Here is a 13,426-nt window from a genome sequence, read left to right as displayed (position 1 = left end):
AGCATGCTACTGGCGCTGGCGCAATGGCTGCAGAATGACGCAAGCTTCTTGCGCGTGTTCAGTTATCTGACTTTCCGAGCGGTGGCGGCGACGATTACCGCGCTGTTGATCGGGCTCGTCTGCGGCCCGGCGGTGATCCGCAAGCTGACCGCCATGAAGGTGGGCCAGGCTGTCCGTAAAGACGGCCCGCAAACTCACCTCGTCAAATCCGGCACGCCCACCATGGGCGGCGTGCTGATCCTGCTCGGCATCGCGGTATCGACGCTGCTGTGGGCCGATCTGACCAACCGCTTTATCTGGATCGTGATTCTGGTGACGTTCGGCTTCGGCGTGATCGGCTGGGTCGACGATTACCGCAAGGTGGTCTACAAGGATCCGCGCGGCATGTCGTCGCGCGAGAAGTATTTCTGGCAGTCGGTGATCGGCCTGTTCGCCGCCGTGTATCTCGCCTTCAGTGTCTCCGAAGCGAGCAACGTGCGCGTGTACGACCTGTTCATGGCGTGGGTGCGCAGCGGCCTGTCGATGGGCCTGCCCCCGCACGCCGACCTGATGCTGCCGTTCTTCAAGTCGATCAGCTATCCGCTCGGCGTGTGGGGCTTCATCGTGCTGACGTATCTGGTGATCGTCGGCGCGAGCAACGCGGTGAACCTCACCGACGGTCTCGACGGCCTGGTGATCATGCCGGTCGTGCTGGTGGGCGCGTCGCTGGGCGTGTTCGCGTATGTGATGGGCAGTTCGGTCTATTCGAAGTATCTGCTGTTTCCGCACATTGCCGGCGCCGGCGAGTTGCTGATTTTCTGCTCCGCCATGGGTGGGGCCGGGCTGGCGTTCCTCTGGTTCAACACGCACCCCGCGCAGATGTTCATGGGCGACGTGGGCGCGCTGGCGCTGGGCGGCGCGCTCGGCACGGTCGCGGTGATCGTGCGTCAGGAAATCGTGCTCTTCATCATGGGCGGCATCTTCGTCGCGGAAACGCTCTCGGTGATGTTGCAGGTGACGTGGTTCAAGTTCACCAAGCGCCGTTTCGGCGAAGGCCGGCGTCTCTTCAAGATGGCGCCGCTGCATCACCATTTCGAATTGTCCGGCTGGAAAGAAACGCAGGTTGTCGTGCGCTTCTGGATCATCACGTTGATGCTGTGTCTGTTCGGGTTGTCCACGCTCAAGTTGCGTTAAGCCGTTTTCGAAGTCAAAGGGAAAGTCAGCAATGTTTGGCGAGAAGTTTCGGGATCGGCAAAAGCCGATGGTGCTCGTGCTGGGACTCGGTGAATCCGGTCTCGCGATGGCGCGCTGGTGTGCGCGGCACGGGTGTCGGCTGCGCGTGGCGGATACGCGCGAGGTGCCGCCGAATCTGTCCGGACTCGAAGCGCACGGCATCGATGCCGACTTTGTCGGCGGCCCGTTTTCGCCTGTGCTGCTCGAAGGTGTCGAGCTGGTGGCGATCAGCCCCGGCCTGTCGCCGCTCGCCGCGGATCTGTTGCCGCTGATTGGCGAAGCCCGTGAAAAAGACATCCCCGTGTGGGGCGAACTCGAATTTTTCGCCCAGGCGCTGAAGACGCTCGGCGAGAGCGGCTACGCGCCGAAGGTAATAGCGATCACCGGCACCAACGGCAAGACCACCACCACGAGCCTGACCGGCCTGTTGTGCGAACGCGCCGGCAAGAAGGTCGCGGTGGCGGGCAATATCAGCCCGGCTGCGCTCGACAAGCTCACCGAAGCGATCGACCACACCGCGTTGCCCGATGTATGGGTGCTCGAACTGTCGAGCTTCCAGCTGGAAACGGCGCACACGTTCGCGCCGGACGCGGCCGTCATTCTCAACATTACGCAGGACCACCTCGACTGGCACGGTGGCCTGGATGCCTACGCCGCCGCCAAAGGCCGGATCTTCGGACCGCAGACCGTGCGCGTGCTCAATCGCGACGACGCCCGCGTGATGGCGCTCGCGGCAAGCCCCGCGAAGGACGCCGCAGCGGGCGACAGCCCGGCACCGGCGATTACCTTCGGCGTCACCGAGCCGACGCGTCCCGGCGACTACGGTCTGCTGCGCGATAACGGCATCATCTGGCTGGTGGAAGCGCACGACCGCGACGCCTCGGACGAACCCGCGCCGACCCGCCGTCGCAAGGGCGAAACCGCCGCACCGCCGAACCTCGGCCTCAAGCGCCTGATGCCGGCCGACGCGCTGCGCATCCGCGGCCTGCACAACGCGGCCAACGCGCTCGCGGCTTATGCGCTCGCGCGTGCCATCGACCTGCCGGGCGCACCGTTGCTGCACGGCTTGCGCGAATACCGCGGCGAACCGCATCGGGTCGAGCTGATCGCGTCGATCGAAGGCATCGACTACGTGGACGACAGCAAGGGCACCAACGTCGGCGCGACGGTCGCGGCGCTCGACGGTCTGGCGCAACGTGTGGTGCTGATCGCCGGCGGCGACGGTAAGGGCCAGGACTTCGAGCCGCTCGCCGCACCGGTGATGCGCTGGTGCCGCGGGGTCATGCTGATCGGCCGCGATGCGCCGCAGATTCGTGCCGCGCTCGCCGACACCGGCATCGCCCTCACCGATCACGCCACGCTCGAAGACGCCACGCGCGCCGCCACGGCGCTCGCGCAGCCGGGCGACGCGGTGCTGCTGTCGCCGGCCTGCGCGAGCTTCGACATGTTCAAGGGTTACGCGCATCGTGCCGCGGTGTTCCGCAGCACGGTGGAAGACATCGCGGCTGAACGGGGGACGATGATATGAGCTGGTCGGAACGCTTCGGTTCGCGCCTCGCCAAACAGCGCGGCTCAGTCGGCGATGCAAGCGCCAGCCGCACCGCGAGCGGGCTTGCGAGCGCCGTCAACGGCGTGCGTCCGCTGCGCTCGCGCATGCTCGACTACGATCACTCGCTGCTGTGGGTGGTGATCGCGCTGCTCGGCCTCGGCATCGTGATGGTGTACTCGGCGTCGATCGCGATGCCGGACTCGCCGAAGTACTCGTCGTATCGCGACTGGGCCTTTCTTGTCCGCCAGATCATCTTCGTGGTGCTGGGTTCGGTGATTGGCGTGGCGGCTTTCCGCATCCCGGTTTCGACGTGGGACAAATACGCGCCGAAGATCTTCCTGCTCGCGCTGGTCAGTCTCGTGATCGTGCTGATTCCGCACGTCGGCAAGGGCGTGAACGGCGCGCGCCGCTGGATTCCGCTCGGCATCACGAACATGCAGCCGTCGGAAATCATGAAGCTCGCCGTGACGATCTACGCGGCGAACTATACGGTGCGCAAGCAGGAGTACATGCACAGCTTCGCCAAGGGCTTTCTGCCGATGGCCTTCGCGGTCGGCGTGGTCGGCGCGCTGCTGCTGCTCGAACCGGACATGGGCGCGTTCATGGTGATCGCGGCCATCGCGATGGGCGTGCTGTTCCTCGGCGGTGTGAACGGCAAGCTGTTCGGCGGCCTCGTGGCCACCGCGGTCGGCACGTTCAGCTTGCTGGTGTGGGCGTCGCCGTGGCGTCGCGAGCGGATTTTCGCGTATCTCGATCCGTGGGACGACCGGTACGCGCAAGGCAAGGCGTATCAGTTGACGCACTCGCTGATCGCGTTCGGGCGCGGCGAGTGGTTCGGCGTGGGTCTCGGCGGCAGCGTCGAAAAGCTCAACTATCTGCCGGAAGCGCATACCGACTTCATCCTCGCGGTGATCGGCGAGGAACTCGGTTTTGTCGGCGTGCTGGTGGTGATCCTGATGTTTTACTGGATCGTGCGCCGTTCGTTCGAAATCGGCCGCCAGGCGCTGGCGCTGGATCGCACGTTTGCGGGACTGGTCGCGAAGGGCATTGGCCTGTGGTTCGGCGCGCAGACCTTCATCAACATGGGCGTGAACCTCGGCTTGCTGCCCACCAAAGGTCTCACGCTGCCGCTCGTCAGCTACGGCGGCTCGGGCATTTTGCTGAACTGCGTGGCGGTGGCTTTGCTGATGCGAGTGGATTACGAGAACCGGGTGTTGATGCGCGGAGGGAAAGTATGACCCCCACGCAACAGCGCACGCTGATGGTGATGGCCGGCGGCACCGGGGGACACGTGTTCCCGGGGCTGGCGGTCGCTCATCTGATGCAGGCGTGGGGCTGGAAAGTCGTGTGGCTCGGCAACCCCGCGGGCATGGAAGCAACCCTCGTCGCGAAGCACGGCATCCCGATGGAATCCGTGCGTTTCGGCGGCGTGCGCGGCAAGGGACTGAAGACCAAGCTGATGCTGCCGGTCAACCTGCTGCGTGCGTGCGCGCAAAGCCTGAGCGTGCTGCGTCGTGTGAAGCCCGATGTGGTGCTCGGCATGGGCGGTTACATCACCTTCCCGGCCGGCGTGATGACGGCGTTAAGCGGTCGTCCGCTCGTGCTGCACGAACAGAATTCGATCGCCGGCCTCGCGAACAAGGTGCTCGCGAAGCTCGCCAGACGTGTGCTGGTGGCGTTCCCGAACGCATTGCCGCACGCTGAATGGACCGGCAATCCGATTCGTGAGGAACTTGCGCGCACATTGCCACCCAAAGCACGCTACGCACAACGCAGCGGTCCGCTGAATGTGCTGGTGGTGGGCGGCAGTCTGGGCGCCACCGCGCTTAACGAAGTGGTGCCGCGCGCGCTGGCTGTTTTGACGCCGCAGCAACGTCCGCGCATCGTGCATCAGGCGGGCGCGAAGCATATCGACGGGCTGCGGGCGAACTACGCGGAAGCAGGCTTGCAGACCGGTGAGGACGTGCAACTCGTGCCGTTCATCGACGACATGACGAGCGCCTACGCGAACGCGGATCTGGTGATCTGCCGTTCGGGCGCGATGACGGTCGCCGAGATCGCGGCAGTGGGCGTGGCGGCGTTTTTCGTGCCGTTTCCGTTCGCGGTCGACGATCACCAGACAACCAACGCAGCGTTCCTCGCCGACCACGGCGCGGCGCTGGTGGTGCAGCAACGCGACCTTACGGCGGATGGCCTCGCTGCATGGTTGCGCGGTCAGACCCGCGAGAGTCTCGCGGAGATGGCAGAGCGTTCGCGCTCGCTCGCGAAACCCGATGCCACCGAGCAGGTCGCGCAGATTTGCGCGGAAGCGGCAGGCGTCGCCCCGAGCCGGAGCCCGAGCACAGAAGGAAGGCAACAATGAAACACATCGTCAAACATATTCATTTCGTCGGCATCGGCGGCGCAGGGATGAGCGGCATCGCCGAGGTGCTGGTCAACCTCGGCTATCAGGTGAGCGGCTCGGATCTCACGAAGAACGCGGTGACCGACCGGCTCGCGGCGCTTGGCGCACGCATTGCGATTGGCCATGCCGCTGAGAACATCGAAGGGGCGAACGCCGTGGTCGTATCGACGGCCGTGCGCAGCGACAACCCGGAAGTGCTGGCGGCGCGCCATCGGCGCATTCCGATCGTGCCGCGTGCCGTGATGCTCGCGGAACTGATGCGCCTGAAGCAGGGCATCGCGATCGCCGGCACGCATGGCAAGACCACGACCACCTCGCTGGTGGCGAGCGTGCTCGCCGCGGGCGGACTCGATCCGACCTTCGTGATCGGCGGCCGGCTGATCAGTGCCGGCGCCAATGCACGTCTGGGTACGGGCGACTTCATCGTCGCCGAAGCGGACGAGTCGGACGCTTCGTTCCTGAATCTGTTCCCGGTGATCGAAGTCATCACGAACATCGACGCCGATCATATGGACACCTACGGCCACGATTTCGCGCGGCTCAAGCAGGCGTTCATCGAGTTCACGCACCGCTTGCCGTTCTACGGCATCGCGGTGCTGTGCGTCGACGATCCGAACGTGAAGGAGATCCTGCCGTTCGTCTCGAAGCCGATCATCCGCTATGGTCTCGCGGCCGATGCGCAGGTGCGCGCGGTCAACGTCGAGGCGCATGACGGCAAGATGCATTTCACGGCGATGCGCGAAGATGCGGCGCCGCTCGACATCGTGTTGAACCTGCCGGGTATCCACAATGTTCAGAACGCCCTCGCCGCCATTGCGATTGCGACTGAACTTGAGGTGAAAGATGCCGATATCCAGCGAGCGCTGGCAGATTTCAACGGCGTAGGCCGGCGCTTCCAGCGCTACGGCGAAGTGCCGGTGAGCTCGGGTGGCGAGACCGGCGGTACCTACACGCTGGTCGACGACTACGGCCATCACCCGGTCGAAATGGCCGCGACCATCGCAGCGGCGCGCGGTGCGTTCCCGGACCGGCGTCTGGTGCTGGCGTTCCAGCCGCACCGCTTCACGCGTACGCGCGACTGCTTCGAGGACTTTGTGAAGGTGCTGTCCACCGTCGACGCGCTGGTGCTGACGGAAGTTTATTCGGCGGGCGAAGCGCCGATCGTCGCAGCCGACGGCCGGGCGCTCGCACGCGCGATCCGCGTCGCGGGCAAGACCGAGCCGGTGTTTGTCGAAACGGTGGATGAAGTGCCGGATGCGCTCGCGAGCCTGGTGCGCGAAGGCGATGTGGTGATCACGATGGGTGCGGGTTCGATCGGCGGTGTGCCGGGTCGTCTCGCGCAAAACGAAGGTGTGAAATGAGCAGTATCGATCCTAAAGCGTTCGGCAAAGTGGCGGTGCTGCTCGGCGGTGAATCCGCCGAGCGCGAAGTGTCGCTGAACTCGGGCCGCCTCGTGGTGCAAGGGCTGCGCGAGGCCGGCATCGACGCGCATCCGTTCGACCCCGCCGAGCGTCCGCTCGCGGCGTTGAAGGAAGAGGGCTTTGTGCGCGCGTTCAACGCGCTGCACGGCGGCTATGGCGAGAACGGCCAGATCCAGGGCGCGCTCGATTTTTACGGCATTCGCTATACCGGCAGCGGCGTGCTGGGTTCGGCGCTCGGTCTGGACAAGTTCCGCACCAAGCTCGTGTGGCAGCAACTGGGCGTGCCGACGCCGCCGTTCGAAGCAGTGCTGCGCGGTGACGACTACGCGGCGCGTGCCGCGGAGATCGTCGCAAAGCTCGGTTTGCCGCTTTTCGTAAAGCCGGCGAGCGAAGGTTCGAGCGTCGCGGTGATCAAGGTGAAGAGCGCCGACGCGTTGCCGGCCGCGCTCGAAGAAGCCGCGAAGTTCGACAGGATCGTGGTGGTGGAAAAGAGCATCGAAGGCGGCGGCGAGTACACCGCATGCATCGCCGGCGACCTCGATCTGCCGGTGATCCGCATCGTGCCGGCGGGCGAGTTCTACGACTATCACGCGAAGTACGTCGCCAACGACACGCAGTACCTGATTCCGTGCGGCGTGGCGCCGGCGGAGGAAGCGCGCCTGAAGACGCTGGCGCGCCGCGCCTTCGACGTGCTCGGCTGCACCGATTGGGGCCGTGCCGATTTCATGCTGGACGGCGCGGGCAACCCGTATTTCCTCGAAGTGAATACGGCGCCGGGCATGACCGATCACTCGCTGCCGCCGAAAGCGGCGCGCGCGGTCGGCATCAGCTACAAAGAACTGGTCGTGAGCGTGTTGGCGCTCACGCTGAAGGACTGACGTCATCGCTATGTGGAACAACGTTCGCCAGCTCAATCTCGCCGCCAACGCGCTGCACGCGTTGCTGGTGCTCGTGCTGCTGGCGGCAGGTGGGATCTGGCTGGTGCAGCGGCCGAGCTTCGCGCTGCGCGAAATCCAGATAGACGGCGACACCGAGCACATCAACACGCCGACGGTGCGCGCCGGTGTCGTGGGCCGGCTGAAGGGCAACTTTTTTACCGTGGATCTGGATGCGGCGCGCCAGGCCTTCGAGCAGATGCCGTGGGTGCGTCACGCAAGTGTGCGGCGCGTCTGGCCGAATGCGCTGGCTGTCACGCTGGAAGAGTACAAACCGCTTGGAACGTGGGGCAGCGATCAACTGGTGAGCGTGGACGGCGAACTGTTCACGGCGAACCAGGGCGAGCTCGAAGAAGACTTGCCGGCCTTCGACGGTCCCGACGGCACGGCGCAAGAAGTGGTCGCGCGGTATCGCGACTTCAAGAAATGGTTTGCGCCGCTGGGCGCGACGCCGGACGAAGTGACGCTGTCGCCGCGTTACGCCTGGACGGTGAAGCTGTCGAACGGCACGCAGGTGGAGCTGGGGCGCGAGCGCAACCAGCAGACGCTGTTCGATCGCAGCCGGCGCCTGACGGCGGCGTGGGCGGCAGTGACGCAACGTTGGGGGAAGGACATTGAGTATGCGGACTTGCGCTATCCGAACGGTTTCGCGATTCGCGCAGCAGGCATGCGCTTTATCAGCGAACCCGACAAAGGCAAGAAGTAACGGAACATCACACGCAATGAGCACGCTATGAGTAAAGACTATAAAGATCTGCTGGTCGCCCTCGACATTGGGACGTCGAAGGTCGTGGCCATCGTCGCCGAGCTGAAAGGCGAAGGTCACTACGAGGTGATCGGCCTCGGCCAGAGCGAATCGAAGGGGCTCAAGAAAGGCGTGGTGGTGAACATCGAGGCCACCGTGCAGTCTATTCAGCGTGCGCTTGAAGAAGCCGAGCTGATGGCCGACTGCAAGATCACGAACGTATTCACCGGGATCGCCGGCAGCCATATCCGCTCGTTCAATTCGAGCGGCATGGTGGCGATCAAGGAAAAGGAAGTGACGCAGGCCGATGTCGCCCGCGTGATCGAGACGGCCAAGGCGATCAACATCCCGACCGATCAGCAGGTGCTGCACATCCTGACCCAGGAATTCATCATCGACGGTCAGGAAGACGTGCGCGAGCCGATCGGCATGAGCGGCATCCGCCTCGAAGTGAAGGTGCATATCGTGACGGGCGCGGTGAGCGCGGCGCAGAACATCGTCAAGTGCGTGCGCCGCTGCGGGCTCGAAGTGAACGACCTGATCCTGCAGCCGCTGGCGTCGTCGCTGGCGGTGCTGACCGAGGACGAGAAGGAACTGGGCGTGGTGCTGGTGGATATCGGCGGCGGCACGACGGACATCGCGATCTTCAGCGAAGGCGCGATCCGTCACACCGCGGTGATTCCGATTGCCGGCGACCAGATCACCAGCGACATCGCCATGGCGCTGCGCACGCCGACGCCGGACGCGGAAGACATCAAGGTGGACTACGGCATCGCCAAGCAGGCTCTCGCCGATCCGGACGAGATGATCGAAGTGCCGGGTCTGGGCGAGCGCGGTCCGCGCACGCTGTCGCGCCAGGCGCTGGCGGCGGTGATCGAGCCGCGTGTCGAAGAACTGTTTTCGCTCGTGCAGCAGGTGGTGCGCGAGTCGGGTTACGAGGAACTGCTGAGCTCCGGCGTGGTGTTGACCGGTGGTGCGTCGATGATGATCGGCATGGTCGAACTGGGTGAGGACATTTTCCTGAAGCCGGTGCGGATTGGCGTGCCGGAGTACGCGGGCGGTCTGGCCGACGTGGTGCGCAATCCGCGCTACTCGACCGCGATGGGCCTGCTGGTGGAAGGACGTTCGCAACGGATGCGCGGCCGCAAGGTGGCGGTGCAATCCGGTTCGATGGGCCAGGTGTTCACGCGCATGAAGGACTGGTTCCTGGGCAATTTCTAAAGCATTCGCTGTACGAACAGTTTTCAAAACACGCGCTGGTGCCGGCGGCTGGCGCGCGACAGGAGGTTGCCCGATCTCCTGCCGAATAACGGCCGAGTGGCTGCAATTTTTTATCTTGACGGAGGCAACATGGAATTCCAGATGCTGGAAACCGAAACCAACGGCACCATTATCAAGGTGGTCGGAGTCGGTGGCGCTGGCGGCAATGCCGTTCAGCACATGATCAACCGCGGCGTGCAAGGCGTCGACTTCATCGTGATGAACACGGACGCGCAGGCTCTGTCGCGTTCGCGTGCCACCGCGGTGATCCAGCTCGGCAATACCGGTCTCGGCGCCGGCGCCAAGCCGGAAATGGGCCGCGCCGCAGCAGAAGAAGCACGTGAGCGCATCGCAGACGCACTGCGTGGCGCGCACATGGTGTTCATCACCGCAGGCATGGGTGGCGGCACGGGCACGGGGGCTGCTCCGGTCGTGGCGCAGATCGCCAAGGAAATGGGTATCTTGACTGTTGGCGTGGTCAGCAAGCCGTTCGAATTCGAAGGCGGCAAGCGCATGCGTGTAGCAGAAGCCGGTTCGCAGCAACTGGAGGATCACGTCGACTCGCTGATCGTCGTTCTGAACGACAAGCTGTTCGAGGTGATGGGCGATGACGCCGAGATGGACAAGTGCTTCCAGTGCGCAGACGACGTTCTGAACAACGCAGTTGCCGGTATCGCGGAAATCATCAACGTCGACGGTCTGGTGAACGTCGACTTCGAAGACGTGAAGACGGTGATGGGCGAGCAGGGCAAGGCGATGATGGGCACGGCGACGGTCGCCGGCGTCGATCGCGCCCGTCTGGCTGCCGAGCAGGCTGTGGCTAGCCCGCTGCTGGAAGGCGTGGACCTGTCGGGTGCACGCGGCGTGCTGGTGAACATCACCTCGAGCCGTTCGCTGCGTCTGTCGGAAACGCGCGAAGTGATGAACACCATCAAGAGCTACGCTGCAGAAGACGCTACCGTGATTTTCGGCGCGGTATACGATGATGCAATGGGCGACGCGCTGCGCGTGACGGTCGTGGCAACGGGTCTGGGCCGTGCGGCGAAGAAGCAGCAATCGGCTCCGATGACGCTGCTGCGCACCGGCACGGACAATCAGCCGATTGGTGCAATGCAACACGCGTACGCTCCGCAACACCACGCAAGCACGGCAGACTACGGCGCGCTGGATACGCCGGCAGTGTGGCGCACTTCGCGTGACACGGCGGCTTCGCACGTGCAGGCGCTGCAGGAAAAGGGCGTCGATACGTACGATATTCCGGCATTCCTGCGCAAGCAGGCGGACTGACGCGCACGAGCAGGCTTTCGCTGCGGCACGTGGATTGCGTGCCAGCAGGGAGTGCACGAGCGTGGCGGGTGGAACGGCAAAGCAGGCTGCGTTTTCTTGTGAGACGCGGCCAGGACAGGTGCCCTCTTCGGATTCGCGAAGCGGAAGGGGCGGCTGTCGCCGGCAGATGGCGCGACAAGTAGGGGCAGGTGCGCAACTGCATGATCCACTGCGACACGACAACGTGCGGGCACGCTCCGCATCGATGTGAAGGACTGAGCATGATTAAGGTGGGTGAAAAGCTACCCGACGCAACCGTCTTTGAATTGATCGAAGACGAGCGTGCGGGCTGCACGATCGGGCCGAACAGCTTCGACGTGCGCGGACAGACTGCGGGCAAGCGCGTGGTGATCTTCGGATTGCCGGGCGCGTTCACCCCGACCTGTTCGGCCAAACATGTACCGGGTTATGTCGAACACGCCGAGCAGTTGCGCGCTGCCGGCATCGACGAGATCTGGTGCGTGTCCGTCAACGACGCGTTCGTGATGGGCGCGTGGGGACGCGATCAGCACACCTCGGGCAAGGTGCGCATGATGGCGGACGGTAGTGCGGCTTTCACGCGGGCGCTCGGTCTGGAGCAGGACCTGTCGGCGCGCGGCATGGGAATCCGTTCCCAGCGCTACGCGATGGTGGTCGACGACGGCGTGGTCAAGACGCTGCACGTCGAGGCACCCGGCAAGTTCGAAGTCAGCGATGCTGGGAGTATCCTCGCTACGTTGAGCTAGTTCTGGAGTGCTGAACGGCCCTTTTCCGGCGCGACGTTGTGCCGGGGCAACGGCCGCAAGGCATTCGTGTGACAAGCCGTAACGCGGGCTGATGTCCGGAAACGCCTCCGTTCCGGGCATCGGCCCGTCACGCTTTGCCGATTGGGTAATGTAGCGAAACAGATTGATACGCCCTTGGAAACGACGCATCCCAGGGTAATGGAGTATACTTCGCGCTATGGAATAAAAAGTCCCGATTGGGATTTTCAATCGAATAGAAGATCACCATGTTGAAGCAGCGCACTATCAAATCGATCGTCAAGACAGTCGGCATCGGCCTGCACTCCGGCCGCAAGGTCGAATTGACGCTCCGCCCGGCCGGCCCGAACACCGGAATCGTGTTCTCGCGCGTGGATTTGCCCACGCCGGTGGACATTCCTGCGTCCGCGATGGCGATTGGCGACACGCGCCTCGCTTCGGTCCTGCAGAAAGACGGTGCGCGCGTTTCGACGGTTGAGCATCTGATGTCCGCCTGCGCGGGCCTCGGCATCGACAACCTGTATGTCGACGTCACCGCGGAAGAGATTCCGATCATGGACGGCAGCGCAGCGTCGTTCGTGTTCCTGATCCAGTCGGCAGGCATTGAAGAGCAGGGCGCGGCGAAGAAGTTCATCAAGGTCACGAAGCCGGTCGAAGTCCGCGACGGCGACAAGTTCGCCCGCCTGGATCCGTTTTTTGGCTTCAAGCTGAAGTTCACCATCGATTTCCGCCACCCGGCCGTGGACAAAACCGGTCAGGCGCTGGAAGTGGATTTCGCGCATACCTCGTATGTGCGCGACATCGCCCGTGCCCGTACCTTCGGTTATGCCCACGAAGTGGAAATGCTGCGCGAAATGGGCCTGGCCCGTGGCGCGAGCATGGACAACGCAATCGCGCTGGACGAGTACCGCATCCTCAATAACGACGGCCTGCGCTACGACGACGAGTTCGTGAAGCACAAGATGCTGGATGCCATCGGCGACCTGTACGTGGTCGGGCATCCGTTGCTGGCGTCGTACACCGCCTACAAGTCGGGCCACGGCGTGAACAACGCGCTGCTGCGCGAACTGCTGGCGCACGAAGACGCGTATGAAATCGTCACCTTCAACGACACGCAGAAAGCCCCGCGTGGCTTTGCGTACGACACGCAGACGGCGTTTGCCTGATCCCGTTTGGGTATTTTCAGGCGCGCCCGGCGCGTAGTCGAAGCGGATGAAAAATAAGCGGCCCCTCGGGGCCGCTTATTTTTTGGGTTCGCGATTCCGTAGATGCCGGGCCGCCATCCTGGCGAGCGCCGCCTGCAAGGGCGAGGGCGCGAGCGATTCGCTCAGCGCGTGCAGCGCATCGGCCCCGACGGGCGTCATGCGGGCCTGCTTGATGGGCGGCGGTTCCTTCACCGCCTGCGGACGCACGCGGATGCGCAGCGCGTTCACCGCCCAGCCGCGTTGCTGCAGATCGGACAGCAATCGCGGCTCGAGGTGGCGCAAACGGGCCGCCAGCGCGTTGTGCGCGGCAAATAGTGCCAGGACGCCGTCCTTGATGAAGCCGGGCTCGACGCCCGAACCCAGATAATCCGGCAGCAACTGGCGCAGGTCCTTTTCGAGCGCGGCGATCTGCTCCACGCCGGCGCGCAGGGCGGCAAACGCATCGGTGCGCTTGAGCACCTCGGCGACCGGTTGCGGACGGCGCGTGTTGAACTGCTTCGGCGGCGGCCTTGAAAACGACGGGGAGCGGCTCATGTAGGATAGTGACGGCGTGAGCGCGCACAATGCGCACCCACGCCCGGATTGTACCGCGCGGGATAGGCTCGCGGCCGGCTCCAGTGGGGCCT

12 protein-coding genes are annotated in these 13,426 nt (G+C 64.3%); 11 read left to right on the top strand and 1 reads right to left on the bottom strand.

Going from position 1 to position 13,426, the window contains the following annotated elements:
- Positions 1-3: 3 nt before the first annotated feature.
- The 11 genes from mraY (at position 4) to lpxC (ending at position 12,761) form a co-directional block, all read left to right on the top strand.
- Positions 4-1,173 (top strand): phospho-N-acetylmuramoyl-pentapeptide-transferase, encoded by a 1,170-nt coding sequence (gene mraY, locus P3T42_RS15840; RefSeq protein ID WP_074302680.1) that lies wholly within the window; start codon positions 4-6, stop codon positions 1,171-1,173.
- Between the two features lie 31 nt (positions 1,174-1,204).
- Positions 1,205-2,740, top strand: a complete 1,536-nt coding sequence (gene murD, locus P3T42_RS15835; RefSeq protein ID WP_429306555.1) for a UDP-N-acetylmuramoyl-L-alanine--D-glutamate ligase — start codon at positions 1,205-1,207, stop codon at positions 2,738-2,740.
- On the top strand, positions 2,737-3,999 hold the full coding sequence (gene ftsW, locus P3T42_RS15830) for a putative lipid II flippase FtsW (protein ID WP_074302676.1): 1,263 nt from the start codon (positions 2,737-2,739) through the stop codon (positions 3,997-3,999). Before murD ends, ftsW begins: the two co-directional genes overlap by 4 nt.
- Positions 3,996-5,123, top strand: coding sequence for an undecaprenyldiphospho-muramoylpentapeptide beta-N-acetylglucosaminyltransferase (murG, locus tag P3T42_RS15825; RefSeq protein ID WP_429306554.1), 1,128 nt, complete (start codon positions 3,996-3,998; stop codon positions 5,121-5,123). Before ftsW ends, murG begins: the two co-directional genes overlap by 4 nt.
- Positions 5,120-6,526, top strand: coding sequence for a UDP-N-acetylmuramate--L-alanine ligase (gene murC / locus P3T42_RS15820; protein ID WP_074302672.1), 1,407 nt, complete (start codon positions 5,120-5,122; stop codon positions 6,524-6,526). The genes murG and murC overlap by 4 nt, the downstream gene beginning before the upstream one ends.
- Positions 6,523-7,464, top strand: a complete 942-nt coding sequence (locus tag P3T42_RS15815; protein WP_429306553.1) for a D-alanine--D-alanine ligase — start codon at positions 6,523-6,525, stop codon at positions 7,462-7,464. The genes murC and P3T42_RS15815 overlap by 4 nt, the downstream gene beginning before the upstream one ends.
- Before the next feature lie 10 nt (positions 7,465-7,474).
- Entirely contained in the window at positions 7,475-8,227 is a 753-nt protein-coding gene (locus tag P3T42_RS15810) for a cell division protein FtsQ/DivIB (RefSeq protein WP_074302668.1), read from the top strand.
- 27 nt (positions 8,228-8,254) lie between these two features.
- Positions 8,255-9,487 carry a cell division protein FtsA gene (gene ftsA / locus P3T42_RS15805; RefSeq protein WP_074262553.1) on the top strand — a complete coding sequence of 411 codons (1,233 nt, stop codon included), beginning with the start codon at positions 8,255-8,257 and terminating at the stop codon, positions 9,485-9,487.
- Positions 9,488-9,616: 129 nt separating this feature from the next.
- Positions 9,617-10,813: a cell division protein FtsZ gene (gene ftsZ / locus P3T42_RS15800; RefSeq protein ID WP_074302666.1), complete on the top strand. Its 1,197-nt coding sequence runs from the start codon at positions 9,617-9,619 to the stop codon at positions 10,811-10,813.
- 260 nt (positions 10,814-11,073) lie between these two features.
- Positions 11,074-11,577, top strand: coding sequence for a peroxiredoxin (locus tag P3T42_RS15795; protein ID WP_074302664.1), 504 nt, complete (start codon positions 11,074-11,076; stop codon positions 11,575-11,577).
- 266 nt (positions 11,578-11,843) lie between these two features.
- Positions 11,844-12,761, top strand: a complete 918-nt coding sequence (gene lpxC, locus P3T42_RS15790; protein WP_074302662.1) for a UDP-3-O-acyl-N-acetylglucosamine deacetylase — start codon at positions 11,844-11,846, stop codon at positions 12,759-12,761.
- 75 nt (positions 12,762-12,836) lie between these two features.
- Here the strand turns inward: lpxC and P3T42_RS15785 are convergent, their stop codons facing one another.
- Positions 12,837-13,334, bottom strand: coding sequence for a DciA family protein (locus P3T42_RS15785; RefSeq protein ID WP_429306552.1), 498 nt, complete (start codon positions 13,332-13,334; stop codon positions 12,837-12,839).
- Positions 13,335-13,426 lie beyond the last annotated feature (92 nt).

It is taken from the genome of Paraburkholderia sp. GAS38, assembly GCF_050434965.1.
Classification (GTDB): Bacteria; Pseudomonadota; Gammaproteobacteria; order Burkholderiales; family Burkholderiaceae; genus Paraburkholderia; species Paraburkholderia phenazinium_A.
The sequence above is the reverse complement of the archived record's forward strand: the minus strand, read 5'-3'. Positions and strand labels throughout refer to the sequence as shown.